The sequence below is a fragment of the Pseudomonas sp. 34 E 7 genome (assembly GCF_900005715.1).
Taxonomy (GTDB): Bacteria; Pseudomonadota; Gammaproteobacteria; order Pseudomonadales; family Pseudomonadaceae; genus Aquipseudomonas; species Aquipseudomonas orientalis_A.
The window spans coordinates 17,795-42,373 of sequence record NZ_CVTX01000082.1 but is presented as its reverse complement, the minus strand read 5'-3'; the positions used below and the strand labels follow the sequence as shown (position 1 = coordinate 42,373).

26 protein-coding genes, 1 tRNA gene and 1 pseudogene are annotated in these 24,579 nt (G+C 56.4%); 4 read left to right on the top strand and 24 right to left on the bottom strand.

The genetic code is table 11. The features are described 5' to 3' along the window. Positions 1 to 104: 104 nt before the first annotated feature. Positions 105 to 2,009, bottom strand: coding sequence for a type I DNA topoisomerase (topA, locus tag BFP96_RS04145; RefSeq protein ID WP_065935654.1), 1,905 nt, complete (start codon positions 2,007 to 2,009; stop codon positions 105 to 107). Positions 2,010 to 2,182: 173 nt separating this feature from the next. On the opposite strand from topA, the pseudogene BFP96_RS04140 reads away from it, so the two are divergent. Further along, positions 2,183 to 2,434, top strand: a pseudogene (locus BFP96_RS04140) (helix-turn-helix domain-containing protein); the annotation flags it as partial. A 54-nt stretch (positions 2,435 to 2,488) separates the two neighbouring features. On the opposite strand, the gene BFP96_RS04135 reads toward BFP96_RS04140, so the two are convergent. The 3 genes from BFP96_RS04135 to BFP96_RS04125 are packed head-to-tail and all read right to left on the bottom strand — an operon-like array spanning position 2,489 to position 5,612. Next, positions 2,489 to 3,592, bottom strand: coding sequence for an acetoin dehydrogenase dihydrolipoyllysine-residue acetyltransferase subunit (locus BFP96_RS04135; protein WP_065935652.1), 1,104 nt, complete (start codon positions 3,590 to 3,592; stop codon positions 2,489 to 2,491). Beyond that, positions 3,589 to 4,608, bottom strand: coding sequence for an alpha-ketoacid dehydrogenase subunit beta (locus BFP96_RS04130; RefSeq protein ID WP_065935651.1), 1,020 nt, complete (start codon positions 4,606 to 4,608; stop codon positions 3,589 to 3,591). The genes BFP96_RS04135 and BFP96_RS04130 overlap by 4 nt, the downstream gene beginning before the upstream one ends. Positions 4,609 to 4,634: 26 nt before the next feature. Further along, positions 4,635 to 5,612, bottom strand: coding sequence for a thiamine pyrophosphate-dependent dehydrogenase E1 component subunit alpha (locus BFP96_RS04125; protein WP_065935650.1), 978 nt, complete (start codon positions 5,610 to 5,612; stop codon positions 4,635 to 4,637). A 308-nt stretch (positions 5,613 to 5,920) separates the two neighbouring features. Between BFP96_RS04125 and BFP96_RS04120 the strand changes: the two genes are divergently transcribed. Next, positions 5,921 to 7,780, top strand: a complete 1,860-nt coding sequence (locus tag BFP96_RS04120) for a sigma-54-dependent Fis family transcriptional regulator (protein ID WP_065935649.1) — start codon at positions 5,921 to 5,923, stop codon at positions 7,778 to 7,780. A gap of 241 nt (positions 7,781 to 8,021) precedes the next feature. Here BFP96_RS04120 and BFP96_RS28765 read toward each other — a convergent pair whose 3' ends face one another. The 19 genes from BFP96_RS28765 to BFP96_RS04040 form a co-directional block, all read right to left on the bottom strand. After that, complete coding sequence (locus BFP96_RS28765) at positions 8,022 to 8,219, bottom strand: CrpP family ICE-associated protein (protein ID WP_083216576.1); 198 nt, start codon at positions 8,217 to 8,219, stop codon at positions 8,022 to 8,024. A 75-nt stretch (positions 8,220 to 8,294) separates the two neighbouring features. Continuing rightward, a complete protein-coding gene (locus tag BFP96_RS04115) occupies positions 8,295 to 8,723 on the bottom strand; it encodes a hypothetical protein (RefSeq protein WP_065935648.1) in 429 nt (142 codons plus the stop codon). A gap of 103 nt (positions 8,724 to 8,826) precedes the next feature. Then, positions 8,827 to 9,306 (bottom strand): single-stranded DNA-binding protein, encoded by a 480-nt coding sequence (locus tag BFP96_RS04110; RefSeq protein WP_065935647.1) that lies wholly within the window; start codon positions 9,304 to 9,306, stop codon positions 8,827 to 8,829. Positions 9,307 to 9,321: 15 nt separating this feature from the next. Then, a complete protein-coding gene (locus BFP96_RS04105) occupies positions 9,322 to 9,861 on the bottom strand; it encodes a DUF3158 family protein (RefSeq protein WP_065935646.1) in 540 nt (179 codons plus the stop codon). 5 nt (positions 9,862 to 9,866) lie between these two features. After that, positions 9,867 to 10,592, bottom strand: coding sequence for a PFL_4669 family integrating conjugative element protein (locus BFP96_RS04100; RefSeq protein ID WP_060765247.1), 726 nt, complete (start codon positions 10,590 to 10,592; stop codon positions 9,867 to 9,869). A gap of 259 nt (positions 10,593 to 10,851) precedes the next feature. Further along, positions 10,852 to 11,673 carry a hypothetical protein gene (locus BFP96_RS30040; protein WP_139113340.1) on the bottom strand — a complete coding sequence of 274 codons (822 nt, stop codon included), beginning with the start codon at positions 11,671 to 11,673 and terminating at the stop codon, positions 10,852 to 10,854. Next, a complete protein-coding gene (locus BFP96_RS04095; RefSeq protein WP_065935645.1) occupies positions 11,670 to 12,971 on the bottom strand; it encodes an STY4528 family pathogenicity island replication protein in 1,302 nt (433 codons plus the stop codon). The genes BFP96_RS30040 and BFP96_RS04095 overlap by 4 nt, the downstream gene beginning before the upstream one ends. Continuing rightward, complete coding sequence (locus tag BFP96_RS04090) at positions 12,968 to 13,663, bottom strand: DUF2857 domain-containing protein (protein WP_065935644.1); 696 nt, start codon at positions 13,661 to 13,663, stop codon at positions 12,968 to 12,970. Before BFP96_RS04090 ends, BFP96_RS04095 begins: the two co-directional genes overlap by 4 nt. 28 nt (positions 13,664 to 13,691) lie before the next feature. Beyond that, positions 13,692 to 15,458 carry a ParB family protein gene (locus BFP96_RS04085; RefSeq protein WP_065935643.1) on the bottom strand — a complete coding sequence of 589 codons (1,767 nt, stop codon included), beginning with the start codon at positions 15,456 to 15,458 and terminating at the stop codon, positions 13,692 to 13,694. Next, entirely contained in the window at positions 15,455 to 15,691 is a 237-nt protein-coding gene (locus tag BFP96_RS31565) for an Arc family DNA-binding protein (protein ID WP_065935642.1), read from the bottom strand. Before BFP96_RS31565 ends, BFP96_RS04085 begins: the two co-directional genes overlap by 4 nt. 33 nt (positions 15,692 to 15,724) lie before the next feature. Next, positions 15,725 to 16,726: a nucleoid-associated protein YejK gene (gene yejK, locus BFP96_RS04075; protein ID WP_065935641.1), complete on the bottom strand. Its 1,002-nt coding sequence runs from the start codon at positions 16,724 to 16,726 to the stop codon at positions 15,725 to 15,727. Then, complete coding sequence (locus BFP96_RS28760) at positions 16,726 to 16,965, bottom strand: type II toxin-antitoxin system HicA family toxin (protein ID WP_083216575.1); 240 nt, start codon at positions 16,963 to 16,965, stop codon at positions 16,726 to 16,728. The genes yejK and BFP96_RS28760 overlap by 1 nt, the downstream gene beginning before the upstream one ends. After that, positions 16,962 to 17,483, bottom strand: coding sequence for a putative protein CP11 (locus BFP96_RS04070; RefSeq protein ID WP_065935640.1), 522 nt, complete (start codon positions 17,481 to 17,483; stop codon positions 16,962 to 16,964). Before BFP96_RS04070 ends, BFP96_RS28760 begins: the two co-directional genes overlap by 4 nt. 180 nt (positions 17,484 to 17,663) lie before the next feature. Continuing rightward, positions 17,664 to 19,013: a replicative DNA helicase gene (dnaB, locus tag BFP96_RS04065; protein WP_065935639.1), complete on the bottom strand. Its 1,350-nt coding sequence runs from the start codon at positions 19,011 to 19,013 to the stop codon at positions 17,664 to 17,666. Continuing rightward, positions 19,010 to 19,228, bottom strand: a complete 219-nt coding sequence (locus BFP96_RS04060; RefSeq protein WP_032877851.1) for a hypothetical protein — start codon at positions 19,226 to 19,228, stop codon at positions 19,010 to 19,012. Before BFP96_RS04060 ends, dnaB begins: the two co-directional genes overlap by 4 nt. Next, entirely contained in the window at positions 19,212 to 19,931 is a 720-nt protein-coding gene (locus BFP96_RS04055) for an HNH endonuclease signature motif containing protein (RefSeq protein ID WP_065935638.1), read from the bottom strand. Before BFP96_RS04055 ends, BFP96_RS04060 begins: the two co-directional genes overlap by 17 nt. Then, positions 19,928 to 20,629 (bottom strand): DUF2786 domain-containing protein, encoded by a 702-nt coding sequence (locus BFP96_RS04050; protein WP_057726155.1) that lies wholly within the window; start codon positions 20,627 to 20,629, stop codon positions 19,928 to 19,930. Before BFP96_RS04050 ends, BFP96_RS04055 begins: the two co-directional genes overlap by 4 nt. Further along, positions 20,626 to 21,384 (bottom strand): hypothetical protein, encoded by a 759-nt coding sequence (locus BFP96_RS04045; protein ID WP_065935637.1) that lies wholly within the window; start codon positions 21,382 to 21,384, stop codon positions 20,626 to 20,628. The genes BFP96_RS04050 and BFP96_RS04045 overlap by 4 nt, the downstream gene beginning before the upstream one ends. 1 nt (position 21,385) lies before the next feature. Next, positions 21,386 to 22,246, bottom strand: coding sequence for a ParA family protein (locus tag BFP96_RS04040; protein ID WP_065935636.1), 861 nt, complete (start codon positions 22,244 to 22,246; stop codon positions 21,386 to 21,388). Between the two features lie 241 nt (positions 22,247 to 22,487). On the opposite strand from BFP96_RS04040, the gene BFP96_RS04035 reads away from it, so the two are divergent. Next, positions 22,488 to 22,564: transfer RNA gene (locus BFP96_RS04035), tRNA-Pro, on the top strand. Positions 22,565 to 22,716: 152 nt separating this feature from the next. Here the strand turns inward: BFP96_RS04035 and BFP96_RS04030 are convergent. Further along, positions 22,717 to 23,304 (bottom strand): TetR/AcrR family transcriptional regulator, encoded by a 588-nt coding sequence (locus BFP96_RS04030; RefSeq protein WP_065896505.1) that lies wholly within the window; start codon positions 23,302 to 23,304, stop codon positions 22,717 to 22,719. 135 nt (positions 23,305 to 23,439) lie between these two features. On the opposite strand from BFP96_RS04030, the gene BFP96_RS04025 reads away from it, so the two are divergent. After that, the gene (locus BFP96_RS04025) at positions 23,440 to 24,471 is read left to right on the top strand and encodes an NADP-dependent oxidoreductase (RefSeq protein ID WP_065935635.1); all 1,032 of its coding nucleotides are present in this window, start codon (positions 23,440 to 23,442) and stop codon (positions 24,469 to 24,471) included. The last annotated feature ends 108 nt before the right edge of the window (positions 24,472 to 24,579 follow it).

Genomic DNA, 24,579 nt, shown 5'->3' with positions numbered 1-24,579 from the left:
CCTCCTCTGCAATTTCGCAGAGGACTGTCAGGTATAGGAATGGTGGGCTTCTAGGGTTAATGCGTAACGGCGTTGTCGGTGATTTATATCGGCAATGGCAGAAGTCACACGCCTCTGGGTTTATTGAGATCTGGTTTGCCATTCAAGTTTGGAAAACTCACCTTGCATCCATTCGATTTGAAGCCTGTGCAACCCCAAAAGTCGTAGCCACCGTCTCCTTTTTTTTGTCGCCTTGCGAGGGGCTGATTGCACTTGGGACAGTTGAAATCGCCACCTGCTTTGGCTGGGCGTGGGGCTGACGCCATGGGCACACTTGGCATTCCACGTTGCTGAGACAGTTCCTCTTCCAGGCGCCTATGCAGACGTGCAACGACAGCTCCATAGGTGTCTTGGCCCTGGGCGATTTTGTCCAAATCGCGCTCCAGCTCCCTCGTAAAATCGAGCTCCACGAAACTGAAGAACCCTTCCAGCTTCGCGATTGTTTCCTCCCCCAGCGGCGCCGGTACCAGCTTGCGGCTTTTTTCCTCAATCATTCCTTTGCTGGTGATGTTCTTCAAGATCGAGGCGAACGTACTGGGACGACCAATACCGCGGCGCTCCATTTCTTTGATCAGACTGGCCTTGGTGTAGCGGGATGGTGGCTGAGTTTTCTTCTTCAGCAGTTCTCCGTTGTGCACAGATAGGATCTGTTTTGGTGAGAGTGCAGGAGCTGGGTTGCTCGCTGCTGCATCTTCCTCATCGTCTGTGTCATCGCCCTTGAGCAGTTTCCGCCACCCAGGATGAAAAAGGGTTTCACCAGTTGCATTGAATCGCAGAGCCTTTCCATTTGGGCCAACCGCGAGCAGTTTTACAGCACGCACGTCGAAAACCGCCGCTTCGATCTGGCTGGCCAGCGCCCGGACCCAAATCAACTTGTACAGGGCGAGCTCCTCGTCGTTCTCACCAGCTTTTGCATCAGCCCAATGCGTCGGGGTGATAGCGGGGTGGCCTTCCTGCGCGCCTTCGGCGGCCTTGAATGTTCGTCGCTCGTCGACGGTCTTCAACCCGATAGATCTAGCTACGGTTCTAATATCCTCCATGGCTTCGTCTGGTACGTTGGGATTATCCGTCCTGTGGTAGGTTATGACGCCTTTTTCATACAATCGCTGGGCGACTTGCATGGTCTTGTCCGGGTCCCATTTCAAGGCGTTGCTGGCTGCTTGTTGAAGGGTGGAAGAGATGAAGGGCGCGGGTGGGTGGCGCTCGGCCTTACGGTCTTCACAGGACTCGACGACGACATTACGTGTGTCGGCGACGAGTTGGGCCAGGTTGGCATCTTGAACGTAAGGAAAGTCTTTGCTCGCGAAATCCGGTACCGGTTGCCAATCTGCATACCAGGTGGTGCCCTGATTCATATCCACAAAGTTCAGACGCACACCGAAGTGGTTGACTACCTGAAAGTTGCGGATCTCGCGCTCGCGCAAAACCACCAGATATACGGCAGGCGATTGCACGCGGCCTGCAGAGGTGGGCTTGCCCATCAGTCGGCGTAGCTCCTGAGTCACCAGGTAACCCACCAGGCGATCAAGTACACGCCGGCATTCTTGTGACGCGACTCTGTTCAAATCGATTTGGCGAGGATTGCCTAGACCCTCTGCGACACGTTTGAGGGTGATTTCATTGAAGGTGATGCGTTTGTAGGATTTGACCGCCAGTACCTGCTGGATGTGCCAACTGATGCTTTCACCTTCGCGATCCGGGTCGGTTGCGAGGTAGATTTCATCAGCCTGTTTAGCTGCGGCCTTGATGGTCCGCACGGCCTTGGCGCTCTTATCCAGGATCTCGTACACCGGTGTGTAATTTTTTCGGACGCCTGTGGTGATCATGCTGTCGTCCTGCCCTCTGGCCGGCAAGTCACGTATGTGCCCACCACTGGCGACAACCAACCAGTCTTCGCCTGGGCGTAGCTTCTTCATCATTGGCTGAAGCTTTTTCAGCTTCCCAGGTGCCTCGATGATCAATAGCTTCACGGTGTGCTCCTTCTCAATTATGCAGAGAGGGACTGTCACGTCATGGCAGGTAGGGCTTCAATGAGAAATGGTCAATGCACAACTGAAGGCTTTTAGCGGCTAGAGGTTCAGCGTCAGCTGCTGTTCCTGGGCAAAGCCCTTTAACCATGCAGGCGTAGGAGGAGTGCATGAACAACCTGCTGGAACTGGCGCAGATTGCCGGCGTGCCGTTGCACCAATCGCAGCAAGGCTTAAAGACCTATACCGGGATGAGCCCGTCGCAGTGGTTGAGGTTGCGCCGGTTGAATGGGTCGCGGCGGGAGTTACTCAATTCATCCAGCACCACCGTCGCCGAAGTGGCGATGGAACTGGTCGTTCGGTTCTCTAACAGCTATCGAGGATTGTTCAAGGAAAGACCCAGCGAAACGCTCAAGCGCGCACTGTGAAATGCAGTCAATAATGTGGGAGGGGGCTTGCTCCCTCCCACATTTGGCTGCATTTCAAGGCTGGGATTTGAGGAAGGTTGCGATCAGTTGGTTGACCTGTTCCGCTGCTTCCAACTGCACCATATGCGCCTGCCCCTTCAGGATCTCCACCTGGGCCTCCAGGCCCTGGGCATGGCCGGCCGGGATGATTGCATCGTCACTGCCCCAGATCACCAGGCTCGGTTGCTGCCCCAACACGTTGCGCAAATCCAGGCGCTGGCGCCCGCCTTCAAACAACTGCGCATTGAGTTGCTTCAAGGCCTGATCCACGCCTTCCAAGCGCTTGAACTTGAGCATGTCCTCCAGCATTTGCCGCGTCACCAACGCCGGGTCGCTGAACAGTTGCACCAGTTGCGGCTTGAGCGCATTACGATTGTTGGCCTCGGTAAAACCGTGCAGGTAATCGCCATTGATAGCCGCCCCCAGCCCGGCGCTGGCGATTAGGGTCAGGGAGGCAACACGCGCCGGTGCCTGGCGCGCGACTGTCAGGCACACCAACCCGCCCATGGAGTGCCCGGCCAGGTGCACGCGGTCGAGTTCCAGGTGATCGAGCAATGCCAGTACGGCCTGGCTCAGTTCCTCGGCGTCCCCCGTTTGCAGGGCCTTGCCCGACTCGCCATGCCCTGGCAGGTCCAGGGCGATCACCCGGCGTTCGGCGGCCAGGGCCGGTTGGTTGAACATCCAGTTGTTTAAGTCGCCGCCAAAACCATGCACTAGCACCAGCGGCGTAGCGCCTTCGCCCAAGTCGAGATAGCGCAACAGGCAGCCGCCCACCTCGATCTTCTGCGCACTCGGCCCGCTTGCTTCGGCTTCGGTGCGGCTGGAGACAAAGCCGGCGTTGAAGCTTTCGATCACCGCATCGATCTGCGCCTCGCTGGCCTCACCTTCCACCACGATCCCCAGCAGCGCACCCACCGGCAAGGTCTCGTCGCTCAGCGCCAGCACTCGGCGCAATACACCGCTGAACGGTGCCTCGACACTGCTGGAGATCTTGTCGGTTTCTACGTCCAACACCTCCTCGCCCTTCTCCACCCGGTCGCCGGCCTGCTTGAGCCAGACATCGATGCGGCCTTCGGTCATCGAAAGCCCCCACTTGGGCATTGTCAAGGTATGGATCATGCAGCATTCCTCCTGTCGGCGATCTTCAGCACCGCGGCTTCGACCTTCGCCGCGTTGGGGATGTACAGGTCTTCCAGGGCATCCGAAAACGGCACCGGCGTGTGCGGCGCAGTGACCATCTCGATCGGCGCACGCAGGAAAGAAAAGCCTTGCTGGGCCACCGACGCACTGATGTCGGTGGCGATGGAACAACGTGGGTTGGACTCGTCGATCACCACCAGGCGCCCGGTTTTTTCCACACTCTCAAGGATGCTGTCTTCGTCCAGCGGGCTAGTGGTACGCAGGTCCAACACCTCGCAGTCGATGCCCTGGCGCGCCAAGTTGGCGGCGGCTTCCAGGGCGACTTGCACCATGCGACCGTAGGTCACCAGGGTCACATCGCGACCTTCGCGTACAAAATTGGCCTCGCCGAACGGCACGGTGTAGAGCTCTTCCGGCACTTCGCCTTGCAGGCTGTAGAGCATCTTGTGTTCGAGGAAGATCACCGGGTCGTTGTCGCGGATCGCCTGGATCAACATGCCCTTGGCGTCATATGGCGTAGCCGGGCATACCACCTTGAGACCGGGAATATGCGTCCACATCGAGGTGAGCATTTGCGAGTGCTGGGCGGCCGCGCGCAGGCCGGCGCCGTACATGGCACGCACCACCAGTGGCGTGGTGGTCTTGCCGCCGAACATGTAGCGAAACTTGGCGGCCTGGTTGAGCAACTGGTCGAGGCAGCAGCCGATAAAGTCGACAAACATCAATTCGCACACCGGGCGCATGCCACGGGTGGCGGCGCCGACGGCCATGCCGACGTATCCGACTTCGGACAACGGCGCGTCGAGTACGCGCTCCGGGAACTCAGGGTAAAGGCCTTTGGTCACCCCTAGCACACCACCCCAGGCGTCCTGCTCGCCGGGCGAACCGGTACCGCCGGACACATCCTGGCCAATAATGAACACGCTCTGGTCCCGGCGCATTTCCTGGGCGAGGGCTTCGTTGATTGCCTGCTGATAGCTGATTTTGCGAGCCATGGGTTTTTCTCCACCTGTTGTTGTTATTAGCGGTAAGCGACGTAGACATCACTGAGCAGGTCGACGGCCTGGGGTTTGGGATCGGACTTGGCCAGGCGCACGGCGTCGTCGATCAACTGCGCGACCTCGCCGTCGATACGTTCGAACTGCGCGGTATCGAGCCAGCCTTCGGCATTGCAGCGCTGGCGGAACAGGGCGAGGCAGTCGTGGGATTCGCGCAGGTTCTTGACTTCATCCGGGCCGCGGTAGGTTTGTGCATCGCCTTCGAAGTGGCCATAGAAGCGGCTGAGCTTCACTTCCACCAATGTCGGCCCTTCGCCCTGGCGTGCGCGCTCCACCGCCACGCCCAGCGCCGCGTGCACCGCGAAGAAATCATTGCCATCGACAATCACTCCCGGCATGCCAAAGCCCACCGCCCGTTCGGCAATGTCCTTGCACGCCACCGACCAGCCGGAACCGGTGGCCTCTGCATAGCCGTTGTTCTCGGCGACGAACAGGCACGGCAGCTTCATGATCGACGCAAGGTTCATCGCCTCGAACACCGCGCCCTCGTTGGAACCGCCGTCGCCGAAGAAAGCCACGGCCACGCCCTGGCTGCCCTTGAGCTTGGAGGCCAGCGCAGCGCCTGCCGCCAACGGAGCACCGGCACCGACAATGCCGTTGGCGCCGAGCATGCCCTTCTCCTGGTCGGCAATATGCATCGAGCCGCCCTTGCCGCCGCACACGCCGGTTTTCTTGCCGTAGATCTCGGCCATCATGCCGAACACATCCACGCCCTTGGCGATGCAATGGCCATGACCACGGTGATTGGAGGCGATGCAATCTTCATCGTTGAGGTGCGCCATGACCCCGGCGGCGCTGGCTTCCTGACCGGCATACAGGTGCACGAAACCAGGGATCTCACCGGTGGCGAATTCCACATGCAGGCGTTCTTCGAAATCACGGATGGTGCGCATCACCGTATAGGCATGCAGCAATTGATCAGTAGACAGGTGAGTGGACATCTTGTTGTTCTCCAGGTTGTCTCGACACACAAAGGCTGGCTGTGGCCAGCTGTAAGCTCTTGAGCACAGGCTGTGCCAAGGCACACAAATAACAGGCAAAGCCTTGATGCAGAGCAGTGCCGCACGATTGTGCCGCAGCGCCATGCCCGCGCAGAATGAGACCCCGCATTGCACTGTGCAGGCCCCGTCTCAGAATGACTGAGACGCTGCGTCTCAACCCCGGCTGTTGGTCCGGCCAACCTTGTCGGTCGGCCCCCAAGGGCGCTTAATGGCGGGTATAACAACAATGATCGAGAACCGGAGGCCTTATGCTCGCCGCGAACTCCAGAGAACACGTCGACTGCGTCAGTCGCGTGGTCCGCAATGCCGATCGATTGCCCCAGACGCCGGTGCCGTCGCTGATTTTCGATTCATGGCGCCGTTCCATGGAGCAATACCACCTCGACCCCGGGTCGCTGCAGGGGCCGCGCATTCTCACCGAACCCTTGCTCAAGGAATGCCGCGAGCGCGCCGAGCTGTTCATGCGCATCGCCGGCGAAGAAGTCGGGCAACTGCACCACCGTTTGCGCCATGCCGACTACTGCGTGATGCTTACCGACGCCCAGGGCCAGACCCTCGACCACCGCGTGGACACCGCCATTCGCAGCGACTGTCGCAAAGCCGGCCTGTACCTCGGTACCTGCTGGTCGGAAGCCGAGGAAGGCACCTGCGGCGTGGCCACGGTGCTGACCAGCAAAGCCGCCGTGACCGTGCACAAGCGCGATCATTTCCGTGCCGCCTTTATCGGCCTGACCTGCTCCGCCGCCCCGATCTTCGATCCCCAGGGCAACCTGCTGGGGGTAATGGACGCCTCGGCGCTCAAATCCCCGGATGACCGGCGCAGCCAGCACCTGGTGCGGCAGATGGTGGCGCAGAGTGCGCAAGCCATCGAAAACGCCTTCTTCATGCACAGCGCCCGCGAGCATTGGGTGCTCCAGGCCCACAGCACACCGGGCTATGTGGACAGCCAGCCGGACCTGCTGCTGGCTTGGGATCAGGACGGTCGGCTACAGGCCATGAACAGCAAGGCACGCCAGGCATTGCGCCGGCGCTTCGCCCAGGTGCCCGACTACATCGGTGAAATGTTCGACCTGGATGCGTTGCGCTCGGTGACGGACGAATCGACCCAACACCTGCCATGGCTGGGCGAGCCTGGCGTATTGCACGTGCGGGTCAATACCCCGCGACGCAAACCGCCGCGAGCCGTTGCGCACACTAAAGTCGACCCCCGGGTGGAAGAACACCTGCGCCTGGCCGTGCGCGTCAAGGACCGCAACCTGCCGGTGCTGGTGCAGGGTGAAACCGGTGCCGGTAAGGAAGTTTTCGCTCGCCAACTGCACGAACGCAGCGCCCGGCGTGCGGGGCCCTTTGTGGCGGTGAACTGCGCGGCGATCCCCGAGAACCTGATTGAAAGCGAGCTGTTCGGCTACGTGGCCGGCGCCTTTACCGGTGCCTCCAGCAAAGGCATGCCGGGGCTGTTGGTGCAGGCCGATGGCGGCACCCTGTTCCTCGATGAAATCGGCGATATGCCGCTGGCGTTGCAGACGCGCCTGCTGCGGGTGATAGCCGAGGGTGAAATCGCGCCCCTGGGCGGGGCCAAAACCCGCTCGGTAGACGTTCAGGTGATCTGCGCCAGCCACCGCGACCTCGCCGTGCTGGTCAGCGACGGGCGCTTTCGCGAAGACCTGTACTTCCGCCTCGGCTGCGCACGCTTCTGCCTGCCGCCGCTGCGCGAGCGCAGCGACAAGCTGGCGTTGATCAACCGGCTGGTGGAGCAGCAAGCGCGCAGCAGCGGCGTCGCGGTGGGCATCGGCCAGGCCGCGCTGGAACGCCTGCTGGGCTATGCCTGGCCGGGCAATGTGCGCCAGCTGCACCATGTGCTTGCGTATGCCTGTGCAGTGTGTGAAGGCGGCACGATTCAGCTGGCGGACTTGCCGGTGGAAGTGCGTGGGGAGCAGGTCGAGACGCTGACCGAGCACAGCGTCAGCCCGGAGCGGCAGGTGGTGCTGGACGCGTTAATCCGGCATCGCTGGAAGCCGTTGCCGACGGCGCAGTCGCTGGGGATTTCCCGGGCCACCCTCTACCGCCGAGTCAACCAACTGGGCATCGACATGCCCGGCAAGCAATGACACAGCGGGATCAGAAATGTGGGAGGGGCGGTGCGACTTGCTCCTTCAGCTTATAGCTATCTAACTGATGCACCGCGATCCAAATGTCGGAGGGGCTTCCTCGCGATGGCGGCCTGACAGCCTAACCAGAAACAAGGTCGCGACTCAAAAGCCCCACGCCCGTGACTGTTCAGAGAGTGTTCATTCTGGGCGCAATAGTTTCAATCACAAGAGTTCGACGTGCCCCCCAAGTTTTTATTGCCTAGAGGTTTAGCGTCAGCTGCTGTTCCTGGGCAAAGCCCTTTAGCCACGACGCGCGCATTGCAGGATGGTGGTAAGGGCAGTCATACACCCGTAGCCCTTTCCGCGCAGCGGTCATACCAGCGGAAAAAACCTCACGGTGAGGGTTGTTGAAACTTCGCCTGTCAGCGGCTTTAGTTAAGCATGCGTTATCACCCATGCCGGTTGTTCCTCGATGCTCAACTTCATCTTTCAGCACACCCGCGCATGGCGCGATTTTTTTTGAGAAAGTGTTTCAGCTAGGAGCCGGTGTGTCGAACCATTCGGTTGCCCTCAGCCAATGTACGAAGCATTCAATTGACTGACCACTTCGTGCTTGCAACTCGCCTAGATCGCCGTAAAGTGCAATATCCTCGCACTCTTCATCCCAGTTTAAATGTTCAAAATAGTTGGTGTCGTAGCGATCCGGATTGAGAAGCTCCTGCAAGAATTTCCGCGCAATTATTGAACTCATGTCGCTGTAATCCTCAGCCCAGACGTCACCATCACGCCAACCAGCTTTTACCCAAGAGGCGAGTTGAATGTTCTCGGTGATACCGTAGAAGTCTGCTGCGTTTACACTACTCTCATCCGAGTACCGCCAATACAGCCGTCCCAACTTAGGATGATCTGCTGCTATCAGTAGCCACCCATCTGGGCACCTCACCTCTTCATCGTCCTGCATTGTCATACACCTTCAGGCTTCATGTTGGGGGAGAGGAAAACGAAAAGTAATTCCCCTCCACCACAAACATCACGATTGGGGCGCCAAAATTACGCCCTAGAAATCAGAATGGTCGGTCGGGGTCCGGATAGTCGTCAAAATCAGTTGCAGGCTGATGACTGGGTTGATCGCGTGGAGTGCTGCTCTGATTTTGCGACTGCGACTGCGACTGCGACTGCGACTGCGACAACGTCACGTCCGAAATCCTGTGCGGCAGAATAGCGACACGGGAGGCTTGAACCTTCAGAGCTGCATTTTCTTCGCCTTCTTTCTCCCAGCGGTCCATCACGGCACGGCCGGAAACCAGCACTCGCATACCTTTCTGGAACAGTTGCGAATAATGCTCGGCGTCCTTGTGCCACCACTCCACGTTCGCCCAAAAACCGCCACGATCTTCGTAGCCGCCTTTGCCATCCGGAATCGAGTTGTCGAAGTAAACGTTGGCTCGCATGAGTCGACGTGGATCTTTATTGCCGTTCGGGAATTCTTTGAATTCCGGTGCAGAACCGATATTGCCTTCCCAGCCTTGTACGGGCGTGCCCATGAGTATTCTCCGAGGTTATTGGTGTTGCGTTGGGTTGTTGAGCTGCTGCAGGCGAGCGGTATACACGGCCTCTGCCTGGCCCATTTTTTCTGCGCACTCGGCGGCCTGTTTGGTGATCGAGTGCAGCAAACTCATTTGCATGTTCAAGGTGATGCGCTGCAGTTCCATCACGTAAAGATCCTGCAGCATGGATTCCGGTGTTCTGGGTGAGCCCATCATTTCTGCCCAAACCCCTACGCCCATGCGCCGATCTGTCACCTGCTGCCATCTCAAAAACTGGGTACCGGCTTGGGTGTTCTGCTCAGTCAATCGCACTGGAACAAGGGTGAATGGATATCGACGGGCTTGGCTCAGTACTTCCTGGGCGAGAGCTTTTAGGTCCGATTCTTGAACTCGGCAAAGATCGGCAAATTGGGTCAGCTCCCCCTTACCTTTAAAAGGCTTTAAAAGGCCTTTTAGTGAGGCGGCCTGTTGCAGTCGCTGGAAGGCTTCCTGTTGCAGTGGCCGGAAGGCGGTCTGTTGCAGCGACCCATCATTGGAGGGAATCTGGCCCATGCTCTTTAACCCTCAACGGAGTCATCGAGATGATCATCCGTCTCGGTTTGCTGCTGACCGCGGATGATCGGTGGAGCGAAATTCGAACGGCGGGTGCCTTCCAGGATGTCCTGTGGCAGCTCACCGTAGCGCTCGTACATTTTGCGGGCTGCTTCAGCTTTGGCATTGTTTGCCGCGAAGTCGTCGCGAGCAGCGCCTGAGTACTTATAGATCTGGGCCAGGCCAAACAGTCTCCGCAGTACCGCTGCGCCTTCATCAATCCAGGTTTCCATGTCGTGCCGCCCGACAAGGCCAACGTGCTGGGCCAGCAAAATGCGTCTGACAATTTCGTCGTAGTTCGTCAGCAGGTACACAGCCTGAAATCCGAGGGGATTGGAGATGTACAGCGGGAGGCTGACAGGCTGGATTGAAAGGTTTTCGCTAATGCTGATGGCCGGCGGAAGGGAGGCCATGGCTGTGTCCAGGCGATCTTCGATGGTCTTTAACGCTTCCTTGGAATCGTTGATCTTCTCTTCGAGGAGGATCATCCACCAGTCAGAATAGGGATCATCCTGTTGGGCGCCTCGAGACATTCGGTTGACGACAGTGCAGAACCCTGACAGACCGATGATGCCGGCTTTGAGGTCATTTTTAGGGCGCCCCATCCATATACGAGCGGCATGGTGGGTGTGTAGGGTGAGCTTCACATCGCTGCGCAGTGAACCGATGTTGAGCCGGAAGTTATCAGCCATGGTGCAGTGTTTCCTTGGGAAGAGGATTGACGTACCCATGCTGCAATTTGGCTATAGGAGACGCAGCATTAAATAAGTAGCCCGATGGAAGGGGATTTGTTGTGGCCTCTGTATATAGGAATAGCTGTAACTCGCCAGTGAGCTGATATCCACCACCGATTTCGGACTCCTTCATTGCGGTGCGGGCCGAATCACTTGCAGAGCCGCCCAACCGATGCTGAATCCTGCCAAGGTGTTGCGGGCCGCAACACTTATATGGCTACCACCTCCGGTGCCGGATCTTGTCAGGGTGTTGTGGGCCACAACACTTGCTGTGTCCCCGGCACCGATATCGGAGCCTGTCGAGGGCGATGCGGGCCGAATCACTTGCGTGACTGTTAGCAACGATCCGTGAGTCTGCCGAGGTGATTCGGGCCGAATCGCTCGCGTGACTGCCAGCAACGATGTCGGATGTTGGCTGGGTGAAGTAGGCGACATCACTTGCAGGAAGTTCACCACCAGTGTGGGATCTTGCCAGAGTGATTCGGGCCGAATCGCTCGCGTGACTGCCAGCAACGATGTCGGATGTTGGCTGGGTGATGTAGGCGACATCACTTGCAGAAAGTTCACCACCAGTGTGGGATCTTGCCAAAGTGATGCGGGCCGAATCGCTCGCATGACTGTCAGCAACGATGTCGGATGTTGGCTGGGTGAAGTAGGCGACATCACTTGCAGGAAGTTCACCACCAGTGTGGGATCTTGCCAGAGTGATTCGGGCCGAATCACTTGCGTGACTGTCAGCAACGATCCGGGAGTCTGCCGAGGTGATTCGGGCCGAATCGCACGCGTGACTGCCAGCAACGCTGTCGGATGTTGGCTGGGTGAAGTAGGCGACATCACTTGCAGGAAGTTCACCACCAATGTGGGATCTTGCCAGAGTGATTCGGGCCGAATCACTCGCAAGAGCGCCGTCATCGATGCCGGATACCGACTGGGTGATGCTGGCCACATCACTTGATGTGTTTGCGGTACGGATGCCAGATTTTAACTGGGCGTTGCGGGTCGCAACTTTTCGATAAGCTAGTTTTCCTCCCGGCTTCATGGGTTTGTCCCCCGACTCGGTTTCAGCAAATGCAACATTCCGCTGAGTGTGTGTTTCGCGGTTTGTATCGACTCAGGGCTACGCGGCTGAGTTACCGTCTTCGTCGGCTGCTCTGCGCCCTCTGGCGGGGCTGAAGCGTCTTGAGGCCCGGGGCTCGCTTTTGCCTTGTCGTCAGGGTTCCATTGGCTGTTGAAATCGCCGCGAACGGCCATGCCGACTAGCGTCATCAAGTATCCAAGCGGGTTTCGGACCCCTCCCGAGTCACAGCGATGGACCCATTGTTTGATGAGCGCCGTTTTCAATTCTGCTGGAACCTTTTGGAGCGCCAGGACCGCGTTCTGTTTTTGCTCGACCGGTAGTCGATGCAGTGCACCGAGCAAATCGGCAGCGATGTCGTTTGGTGCGGGCGGTACATGTACAGAGCTTTTACAAACATCTTTGTGTGTATCTGTATACGTACTATATGAGTTCGGATGCCGAACTAAGCCCGAACTCAGTGATTTACGGCTGAGTTCGGCATCCGAACTCTGCTCCAAAGCGATTCGCTCTTCGCCTTTTTCACTGAGTTCGGTATCCGAACTCAGTGGAGATAGAGCTATATTTTGCTGAGTTCGGATTCCGAACTCAGTCGCTTTAGGTACGACTGGCGCCTGCGCTTTGGTCCAAACCTGGCTATTCATGCGGGATTCGATGATGTCCAGCCTGCTAGGTAAGCGTTGGCCAACGTCAGGATCAGCTGCAAATTCCTTCCAGGCAATTTCCGCTACTTCGCGAATCACCTTGGTCTGGTGCTGCATTGACTGCGCGAGTAGCTGCAAGTAGTCCTTGTCGAACTCTAGAGCTTCGGCCGGTGTGACCGGTTCGTCATGAAGCAGGTAGACGTTGCCTTGCACTTGTCCACTCAGGTCATTGCGCACCCGTCGCCCAAGGCTAAGCCAACGGGTGAGACGTAAGGTGACTAATGCTTTTGATACAGTTTCACGTGAGGCAGGCCTACCGGGTTGCATACCCAAATATGGCCGCAGTTGGTCGTAGGTAGGGAACGCCGTAAGGCCGTCGTCATTGATCAGTAGGCGAAATACCTGCCAGGTGTTTCTTTCAAGCGGGGTTAAGCGATCATCCAAAAGCAATCGGCGAGGTACCGTTTCGTGTGGGTTCCCGCTGAAAATAATTCCGGAGTAGGGGGGAAACCCTTCAATCCCCGGAGGCGCCGACTCTTTTTTCTGAAGCAAGTGAGCTTCAAGGTGACCCGAGGCCGAGTCTAAAAGCGTCGACAAGCGGAGCCGAGACAACCTCATAATACAGAGTCACCTTCCACCGATGTCGCTGCAGGCTGTGCAAGTCGTTGAGAAGACACAAGCTGTAGCCTTCTCGGAAGGCCAGGGTTTGCAGGAGGGTAAAGCCCTTCCTTTATCCAGGACTGAATGCGATGCCAGATGATGGCCAGGCTGAGGTTTTCGTGGGTTTCATCTTGGCTAGTATCCTGTGGAGCATTGAGTTCCTCGGCGACTAACATGGCGATGTCCAGCAACGCGAGACTGTCGCCAAGCTCTACCTGATGCTCTTGCATTAGGTGCGTCCATCGGTACCAAAGCTGAGCGTCCATCTCCTCACTGAATTCGCGCCAACGGCCACGACGTGCCGTCACGCCGATCATGAGGCGTTGAAGTGCCACATCCTGCGGAGACAGCCCGAAGAACTGTTGCAGCATTTGAGTGGTCGCGCCAAGTCGCAACGCACGTTCAATCATGCGCACTTCTTCATCAGAACGCTGCGCGCCTGACAGTAGTTTTTTTACCATGTCCCCATCAATGGTGACGTTGCACCAAGACACGGGAGTGTTAAGCAGCAAGCTCAGTACTGAAGGTTGTTGGAGCTGAGCCAATATCTCTGGCTCCAGGCCCATTTCGATGCAGCGCCGAAGTTGACCATTACGCATGTGATGAAGCACCTGTGACAGGATTGCTTCATTTATTGGTGTCTTGGACATGACGACTCCCCCTTGTAGAGTCCGTGTGTTAACTGGCTGAATTCGGACCGTTGTTGGCGACTGACTGGATTTCCAGGTCAATCAAACGTCTTGCGAGACGAATAATGCGGAACAGCTTCACTAGAGCGCCGTCGCTGAGACGGCATTCACTTTCAGGGGGCTGATCTTTTGTGTGAGGCTGACCTAGTAAGATCTGGCCCAGCCCGGCTGCGAACTCAAAGTCAGCCAACGCGTCGATTTGAAGCTCGGGCTGCTGCTGAATCATTTTCAGTACGATGGCCATCGAGCCGCTCAAAGACTGGAGCAGCGTCAAGGTATGTTGGGCTGTGGCAGTAATTTCGACTTCCGCTTCGGGGTGTCGGTAGCTGAACCCGACGCCACCATCGATATCGATAAATTGACCTGGGGCTTTGACCGAGCTGGCTATTTCGCGAGCCAATTGAGCGATGTGCTGACGCAGGGTCTCGGTATTGTCTATTTCGCGTTCGATGTACCAAAGGTCAGAAATGGGATTGAGCCCGCCAGCTTGAACAGGGATGGCCACCAAGGCATTGGAGGCGAAGTCGGGCAAGACCTCACCGTCAAGCGCAGCGAGCTCCCGTTTCATCTTGTCGACTCTGGGAGAAGTCTTCACAGGGCTCGCAACGTGCCCATCGATACGTGCTTGGCGCTCTTGTGGGCTCATTTGCTCCTGCGGAGCAGGTGCCAGTTGCTGTTGCACCCTTTGAGGTGAAGGACTCTCTTTGGAGGGCGTCGTCTTATGTGTGCTGCCCCCCGAAGTAGTAGGGGGTAGTTGTAGAGTGTTCTGATTAGACTCAATGCCATTGTTTGAAACGTTAAGTTGAGTCCCCCCCTCAAATTGCGATGCAGGGTACTGTGGCAGCTCAAGAACCGGCGTAGACCGACGCAATTGGTCCTGGTTCTGAGTGATTTCCAACAGTATCTGCTCGTAACCGAGGTTCAGCGGCTTTTTAAGCTGATCTATCAATTCGTCCTGAAATCGCTGAAATAGAAATTCTTCAGCGTCGCCCTCAAACTGGGACAGTACATCTTGGAAAAGCGTATCGAAATCAAGGTGCTGCTCCTGCTCTTGATAATTACGATCCCAGCACTGAAGGGCTGTTTTGCGTAATGCTAGAAGTCTCGTAATACGGTCTACTCCAAGCCCTGAATAAAGCAGGTTTGGAGCAGCAGGCAGTAAGTGTCGGATTGTTTCCAGCATTTTGCTGATGTGTGATTGTGAAACTGGATATCCATCAGCGGCCAGTCGTCTTGCAAGTTCACGTTGAGAGATCGATTCTCCAGCTTCAGCCTCATACAACACTTTTGCTTTATCGACACCAATAGCTCGCTCAATGAACAGGAGCTGGCCTTGCAGGTCGTTTTCAGCCAAGTGGCCGGTGAGCGAAATGATTTCGCCCCGAACGGCGTCCCAGGGGCGAAATAGGCAGTGGAACTTGAAATATTTCTCGTCGCCGGTCTCACGATACAACTCGTTTAAAATTGCCAGACGCGTGTTGCCGCCGTTGCGGATCCGGTACTTATTTTCCCCAGGTTTACGGGTTACGGGAGGTGGCGTATCGAGACCCCGATTCCGTATCGACTCTTTAATTTCATCGTACTTGGGGTTACGCGTCGTCCTTGGGTTTTCGTCATACGGCAGCGTTTCGTCGAGGGTCAACAGCATGGGGGTATCGACGATGGGGTCACTCATTCGCTCTGCCACCGGCGACTTCGATTCAAACGCCGGCAGCAACAGCTTATCTTTCATGGTCTGGGCCAAAGACGCTTTCATACTCTGGCTCCTGGCTGCTCGTAAACCGGGCTTGCCGCCAAGAGCTGGTCAATGATTTTCAAAGCGCGATCCAGAGCGGCTTCAAGTTCGGCAGTTGTCTCCAGCCGATAAACAATTTCTGAGTTCATCGACCTGGCGTTGTCACGTGCTTCCAACGCGATGCGTTCGCGCATCCCGTCGGGAAGGCGAATAACGAATTTTTCTTCATGCAGACGCTTTGGTTTGTTACTCATGGTGGGCTCCGATGCATAGGGTAGAAAGTGTGTTCAGCGACGTTTCAACTGATCAGAGAGTTGGGTAGGTAACCCCTTGATGACTAATGAATTGGACGCCTCGTCGTACTCGATCTTGTCCCCTAGCAGATGCGCTTCAAAACTGATGGACAAGCCTTCGGCACGGCCGGTGAACCGACGGAATTGGTTGAGAGTGCGTTTATCCAGGGGGATTTCCGGCGACAGGCCGTAGTCCTTATTGCGGATATGGTCGTAGAACGCCTTGGGACGATCTTCATCGATCAAGCCCGACAGTTCCTCCAGGCCCATGGGTTCACCGAGCTTGGCCTGGCTGGTGGCGTAGTCCACCAGGGCCTTGGTTTTCTCGCGGGCCGATTCGTCTGGCAGGTCTTCTTTTTCAACGAAGTCGCTGAACGCCTTGAGGAGGGTGCGGGTTTCGCCCGGGCCGTCGACGCCTTCCATGCAGCCAATGAAGTCGCTGAAATACCCCGAGATCTTCTTACCGTTCTTGCCTTTGATGTACGAGATGTACTGCTTGGACTGCTTGTTGTTCTGCCACTCGGACAAGTTGATACGCGCCGCAAGGTGCAACTGTCCAACGTTCAGGTGGCGTGAAGGAGTGACGTCCAGGTCGTCAGTAACCACCACGCCTTCACTGTGATGGAGCAGGGCGACAGTTAGGTAGTCGGTCATGCCTTGCTGGTAATGGGCAAACAGTACGTGGCCACCGGTGGAGAGGTTGGATTCTTCCATCAGCTTTTGCAGATGCTCGACCGCCGTGTGGCTGAAGGCGGTGAAGTCCTGGCCACCTTCAAAGTACTGCTTTAACCAGCCGCTAAACGGGTGCGCGCCGGACTCGGCATGGAAAAAACCCCAGGCCTTGCCTTGTTTGGCGTTATAGCTCTCGTTGAGGTTGGCAAGCATGTCCTCAATGGCGACCGATTCGGATAGCTCCGAATCGCGTGCCTGGAGAACAGCTGGTGTGCCATCGGGTTTTTTGTCGATCAGGTGGACGATGCAATGACGGATAGGCATTAGATTGCCTCCTGCGAATGTATGGTTTGAGCTCGATCAGCACGACGAATACGGGCTTTGGCATTGAGGCCTGAGCGGTAATCGCTTGCGGTTGATGAGGTGTAAATCGATCCAAGGCCAGACTTCGTGAACTTGATGTGGCCACCTTGAGTGCGAGACACCGTCCAGCCATTCGCTTCAGCAAACTTCACGAGTACACGAAGGCTCTCGCTTTTTCCGCGTAGGAGATTGGTGGTCATAGCTCTGCATCCCTGTCTGCCAGAACGTTACCGGCCTGGATCGCGATGATTTCAGCCTGGTCGCCAGGAAACTTGGTGCCGAGCTCATGCAAAAAGTGACGCGTAGCCTCACGTGCTCCAGGCACGCGGAACACCACGCTGCAGTGCTGAACTTCCGCGGGGTGTTGTAGGTGAGACATGACGCCCACTTTCAGCGAGCAGCACTGGAGGTAGCGGGGCACCCAAACCGACCAGAAGTAGCTGGATAGCAAGGCGCCCGCGCAGAGCAGTTCAACGGTAATTGTTGCGCTGGGCGTGTTGGTGAGCTCGACGTAGCAGAGCTTCTCAAACTCCAACAGATCCTCACGCATGCTCATTGGGACCACGGTGGTGTGGTCACGAGCAAGGCGGCCGATCGCTTGAGCTAATGCGTCGAGCTCCACTGGGTTGATCCCAGATTTATGGGCGTGAGCCACGGCAGAGGCTTCGAACACCGCACCGGCATGGATACTAGGAAATAGCTCGACGCTACTGTGCATCCGACACCTCCTGAAGCTCCTCGATGTCATAGCTATTGCAAGTAGGGCAAATAAGCTCGTCCACTTCACCGTCGGGTAAGGCTGGAGCCCCATTCACTTGATGTTTCGGGTGGTGGCTATCGCATTGAAGGCACCGGTGAGTGATGCGGACGAGAGTATTCATCGCTGAGGAATGCTTTTTCATAGTTGAGCCCCTTGCCAGCCGGCGCTGGGACTGAGGTTGGCAAATCGGGTCTGGTTGGCGATGAAAGCTGTTCGGACGGTTCCAGTTGGGCCGTTACGCGCCTTGCCGAGAATGATTTCTGCAATGCCTTTGTGTTCGCTCTGAGGGTGGTACACCTCGTCCCGGTAGACGAACATAATCAGGTCAGCGTCCTGTTCAATTGCACCGCTATCACGCAGGTCTGCGTTGATCGGACGCTTATTTGGCCGTCGCTCCAATTCCCGGTTGAGCTGGGAAAGCGCAACCACCGGGCAATTCATCTCTTTCGCCAGGGCCTTGAGGGACTGGGATATAGCGCTGATCTCGTTGGCTCTGTTTTCCTGACCTGGGCAGCGCATGAGCTGCAGGTAATCGATCAGGATCAAGCTCGGGTGCCCGAAGCGACGAGCTGCTCGACGAGATTTGGCTCTGATTACTGCAGGCGTGAGCGCTGATGAGTCGTCGATGACCAGGCGCTCGCCATAGCCATTGATACGTGAAACAGCTGCAGTCAGCTTCGGCCAATCATCATCATCGAGCTTGCCCTTCAATAGCCTGCCCAGATCGATATGGCCTAGGATGCCCATCAATCGATACATCAATGCTTTGGCCGGCATTTCCATGCTGAAAACCTGAACTGTACGATCAAGCTTTGCCTGCAGAGCCGTATCTATGAAGTTCAAGGCCAGAGAGGTCTTCCCCATAGACGGGCGCGCGCCGAGGATGATCAGGTCGGCTTCTTGAAAACCCGACGTCAGCTCGTCCAGGTCCTCCAGGCCTGAAGGCAGGCCGGTCACGGTGATATTGCCGTTGAAATGCTCGTCTATTTGTTCGACGACGTTCGTCAGGCACTGGTTGATATTGACGAATTCCGTTGCGCTCTTGCCCTCACCCAGAGCGAACAGTTGCTGTTCAATTGATTCTTGAACATTTTCCGCACTTGCCAACGGGTCTGTCGCCTCGCGAGAGCATTGGTATCCAAGGGACATGAGCTGTCTGAGCCGAGAGCGATTACGCACGATGGATGCGTAATGCTCGATGTTGGCTACAGACGGCGTATTTTTGGCCAGCTCGCCCAGATAGCTCAGCCCTCCGGCTTCGTCTGGCTCCTCCAACGCGTTGTGGACGGTGACGATGTCGAACGGAATCGACTTGTCAGCAAGGCTTGCCATTGTCCGGAACAACAACCGATGGTCGTGTCGAAAAAAATCAGAGGCATCCAGTTTGTCCGCGACGAGATCCCAGGTGTTGTTGTCGAGCAGTAGCCCACCTAACACACCTTGTTCAGCCTCTACGGAGTAGGGCGGTGATAGGTCAAGGTGATTCATTTCCCTGACTCCTGACCTATCTGAAGAAAACCACTCCCGTTGCGTGCCCCCAGGGCTTTGACCATGTCGACTTCAACCTTCGCTGAATTGATCATGACCTGAGCAACCTCCGCTACCGCTTTAGCCCGTTCAATTTCCATTGGTTTTTCCGGGTCCAGGAGGCTCTCGATCGCGACGAACAGGTGATTACGTAGATCTTCAATCTTGTTCTTCATTTTCAACCTCCCGGATGGTGCGTTTGAGTTTGCCGATAGCGCGTATTGCGGATTTCAGCTCTTCCGGATACCGATGAATGGTGTTACGACGCATGCGTTCTGCCCTCGTCAGCAACTCCAGGTTATTCAGGGCTATATGGGCCTTGTTGCCGTCCTTGAAGCACACGCACATGTTTAAAGGGACTGGTCCGTGATGCTCCTCCCAGAGCAGTACGTGCACCGCTTTCCAGTCAACGGGCGGATAACCTGTATCGGTGATTTTCTTCTGCTGATAGCCGTCAGGAGTCGTGCGCAGGCTGCCAACAGGGAGCCAGTTCCCTGGTTTATTCCCCGCCTTAAACTGCGTTTGAGTCATGCGGCCAGAGGAGGGGAGCCCCTTGAGGCCCTTATTCCACGGGACAAAACCCTTGGGAAAGCGGAATTCAGCGCCCAACTTGCCGTCAAGCCGGCCACAGAGACTACTGCGAAGAAACTCGGTGCTTTTGCTCAAACCCAGCCGTTTGGCTTTGGCGTAGACCTGATAGACGCTGAACCCCAATTCGGCGGCTAGGACATGAGTCGGTTCATCGGGATAACGGGCAATGAGCGTGCGCTCTTCTGCCTCACTCCAAACATGGTGTTTGTGAACCGGGGTAAGCCCAAGCTGGGATCTGGCTTGTTCCAGCGCAGCCATGGCCAAAGGTGAAAGCGAATGAGTTCTCATTGGCTCCCCCCATGCCCAAGGGCTCCTTGCGACTGCTGTCCAACACCACGATGCAGCCTGGCATGCTTGCCCTGGTCCCATCCCGCTTGCAAAGAGCGGGTGTCATGACCTTTGGCTTCGATGGGCTTGATAATGGCTAGTGTTAGTTTTGGATGGTGCCATTCCAGGTAGGCTTGGATCTCTAGCGCAGTGTTTTCGTCTATCCCGCCTGCAAACTGGTTCACCTTGGAGGCGACGGCATTGAGCCAGCCCTCGGCAAACAGTTGGCCGCGGTGGCGTTTGGTTTTCAGTTGGCAGCGCTTCTGCTGGGCAACATGAGCTCGTCGGGCTGCGACAAGCTGGTGATGCAGCGATGAATAGGTGTGAGCTGCCAGCTCGGGTGAAATACCTTTCCCCAAGAACTTGAAGGACCAGCCAAGTAACGGATTGAAATACGCCAAGTGGCTGCAATCGAAGGCTTGAGAGCAGATTGAAGCCAGGTGGTGCAGCCAATCCTGCGGTGCCCGACGGGTTTTGGTACCGACAATGGCTTCTTCGATTGTATGGGCAGCGACTTCGGTGTGTTCCAGGTTGTACTGCTTCATCAAATGGCGCGCTTGGCGAAGTGCAATTTCCACTTCGTTTGGGGCAGCGCCTTGTGACTTGGCCAGCGCCATGAGTTTGGCGACCTTGCTGAGGACTTTTTGCTTGTCCATCATTCACCCCCTTCCTGTTGAATGCGGGGGGAGAGCGCCTCAGACCACAGGCGAAGTGTTTCTTCCTCATCAGCAGATAGGTGAGTCCGGGCAAGACAGTCCGCAACCTTCTGTTTCAAGGCATCAAGACGGTCTTGAACACTTGAGCCATCGTCGTAAGCAATCTCTTGCTCAACAGATTGCACAACGTCATTACGCAGAGAGAGAACCCTGCTTATCCAGAAAGCACTTGGACTGGTCCAGCCAATAAGCTTTCGAGTTCTGGCAGGCGACAGGTAATCACGGAGCCTGAGATTGAACTCCCTAGGTGAATAACCATTCCTGAAAACGTCTGCGCGATTGAGCGTCAGCGCTGCTTTAAGAATATCTAGGAGAGGGTCCAAAGCCGTTGACTCAGGAACAAAAGGTTCTAGATATGTTTCAGCTACCAGGCGTTTGGCTTCGGCATATCGACTTTGCTGACGGTGTTTGGCTTGGCTTTCGTCGCGGCCGCGCTTTTCCTTCGCGTGCTTTATGTTCGAGTTCACTGACTCGATTAGCTTCGCTGCGTCTTGCAAAAGCTGAATCTGTTCAACGCTCAACTGGGCGCCAATCCGACCGGGCAGATGGCAACCGCTTGTCAGGGCTCTGATTTCTCGTGCGGTTCCACTGAGCTTGGCTTGCAAGCTGCGCAATTGCTGAGCGCTGTAGTACTTGCCAACCTCTAGGATGAGATCTGCAGTAATACTGCGGGCGTCGGTAATGGAGGGCTTCGCCATTTCAACGACCCTCCCTCACCAAGTTGGCTACCTTTTCCTCGGTCATGGCCTCGAAGCGGTCACGCCATTCTGGGAAAAGCTCGATGGCCAAACGGCGGATGACGACTAGGGCTGCCGGAGATATTCGGTTTGAAGGCTGTCGGTATTCCAGGCGATGTACTGGGACGCCCAGTGAAGAACCGCTACGAAACACCACTGCGCTGGGGACGACGCTATCCAGAACGTTGATTTCGTCATTGTCCTGGAAAATTTCCCGTACCGACTGCTCGATCATTTGCGCGTCAGTGGTTTGGTCGAGATTGTTGACGACGATCCGCACGGGAGGGATTTTCATGCCCAGGCGCCCATAGGCGCGCAGGCCGTCCAACATCTGCATGGTTCCCCGGCTGAACTCCCGAGCAGCGAGCATATTGGGCGGAAGCGGGGAGATGACCAAATCAGAGGCTAGGACCACCATTTCGAGCATGGCCGATCTGGCGCCTTGGGTGTCAATCAGCACCAGGTCGAAATGGTCTTTGAACGCTGGCATCAGGTTGGCGAGTCGCAACCGTCCGTCAGGTGCTTGCAGGAGTAGGCTGTTCAGTTGGTTGTTGATGTCGTTGGAAATGACAAGCGACAGGTTTGGAATCGCTGTGCTGGATATGATCTTGACTGATTCGGTGATATTGAATGCCAGCAGGTCGTAGATGCCGCCCAGAGCTTCATCGACCAATTGGTAATACGAGGAGAGTGAGGGCTGTGCAGGATCTAGGTCGATGAGGAGCACGCGCAGCCCTGCATCCGCACAAAAAGCGCCGAGGTTGGCCTCGATGGTGGTTTTGCCTACGCCGCCTTTGGTCGAAACGACCGCAGAGATTTTCATGGTTTGGAGCCTCTAATGTGGGTTCATTAGAGGCTGCGAGGCCACGGAAACAGCTATGTGTAGCGAACACGATCCTGGGCTCTGAAGCACTAAACCAATTGTCTTTTAACCAATTGGTCGTAGGTTCGAATCCCACACGACCCACCATTTTTGAGACCAGTTCACGCTGGAATCAGATCTTAAGATCAGAGGCCAAAAGCGCTGATCGAAGAAGGCGACTGAAAGGTCGCCTTTTTATTACCGGGGTATAGCGCAGTCCGGTAGCGCGCCTGCTTTGGGAGCAGGATGTCGGGAGTTCGAATCCCCCTACCCCGACCATATTAAAAATCCTCGTATCGAAAGATACGGGGATTTTTTTTGCCTGCGCGAAACTCAGGACCGATTGAAACACTGTGGGAGGGGCGATGCGACGATTCGACTCGCCCCCGATTACGCCAGGAGAACTACCTGTGATGCTTGCTCGCCAAACGCTATCGCAGCAGCCCCGATAGCAAGATACGAAAGCTGGCGATTGCCTGTGTCGATGCCTTGTGTGGATCCGCCGCGCCAGCGATCCACAGAGAAGCGTTCAACGCTGCACCATTGACCAGATAGGCAGTCGCCTGTGCATCTACCGGTTTGACGACGTTCTGGTCGATCAACGCTTGAATGCTACGCATAGTGCTGGCCAGGCAGGCGCTCTGGCTGGCCGTCCGCGCCGGATCGCCAAGAACCGCAGGGCCATCCAGCAGAACGATACGTTGAATTTCCGGGTTAAGTGCCAGCTTGATCCATTCGACACTTTCCTCGACGAACCCCTCCCAAGGCGTACTGGCCTGTTCTACAACTGCACGCAGGTGCGCAGAGGACTCTTCGTCTATCTGGGCAATAACGGCTTCCAGCAGGCCTTTCTTACCGCCGAAGTGGTGGTAGAGCGCACCGCGTGTCAGTTCGGCATCCGCTGTCAGATCCTCCATGGCGGTCTCGGCGTAGCCCTTTTCTGCAAAGGCTTTGCGGGCTGCAGCGATCAACTTGCTGCGTGTTGACGCAATCATATCCGCACGTTTTTGTCGCGCCATCAGGCTCTCCTTATCAATCACGGGTGCATTGACATGCGGTGCGTATGTTAATACATTAATTACATACACTTTGTATGTGAGTGCGGCGAAAGCTGCCCACCGGATCATTTGGTCAACCTGAGCGGGAGAAATGTAATGACAACGCTATCGAATCAGCAGGTCGTGCTGGCGGCGCGCCCGGATGGGGACCTGAAGCCATCCGATCTTCGCCTTGAAGATGTCGCAGTACCCATACCAGGCGAGCGCGAAGTTCTGCTGGAGACCATTTACCTCTCCATTGACCCCTATATGCGCTGGTGGATGAGGGCGGAAAAATCCTATAACGAGCCTATCGAGATCGACCAGGTCATCGTCGGCGCCACGGTGTCCCGGGTGAGGGAGTCCCATCATCCCGATTGGCCAGTCGGTGCGTGGGTATTGGCTTTTTCCGGGTGGAAACGCTTTGCCATTTCAGATGGCAGCGACCTGCGTCAACTTGATCCAGACCTGGCACCGCCTTCCACCGCATTGGGCGTACTGGGAATGACAGGTTTCACGGCCTATGCGGGTTTGCGCAACATTGGCAAGCCCAATCCCGGTGAAACCGTAGTGGTTGCTGCTGCGAGTGGCGCGGTCGGCTCTATGGTCGGACAAATCGCCCGCCTGCGTGGCGCTCGAGCGGTAGGCATTACTACCGGTGCGAAAAAGCTCGCCTACCTGAAGGACGAGCTGCATTTCGATGCAGTCGCCGATTACAACGCGCCGGACTTTGCAGAACAACTGGCCAACGCCTGCCCGGACGGCATTGATGTGTACTTTGAAAGCGTCGGCGGAAAAATCTGGGATGCTGTACTGCCGCTCTTGAATACTTACGCTCGCGTTCCTGTCTGCGGGATTATTTCTCAATACGAGAAACCGTCCGGCGCTCAGGAAAGCATTGATCGTCTATCCAATACGATGGCGCAGATAATGAGCAAGAGCCTTACCCTGCGCGGTTTCATCCAGACGGAATACGCTGAAGAGCAAATGGCAGATTTTCTCGAGGAGGCGGTCCAGTGGATCGCCGACGGCAAGTTGACTTATCGCGAGCAGATTACCCATGGGTTGCATACAGCGCCGCAAGCCTTGATTGACCAACTCAAGGGACGTAATTTTGGTAAAACGATTGTTCAGCTAGGCGAGCCATAACGTGCCCGCCAATGGAGTGATGGGCTGCGTAATTCTTTTTCAAAGCGTCCAGTGTTTTGAAGGGAAGCATTCAGGATGGGAAGTTGCAGATAACAGCTTGGCGGTATA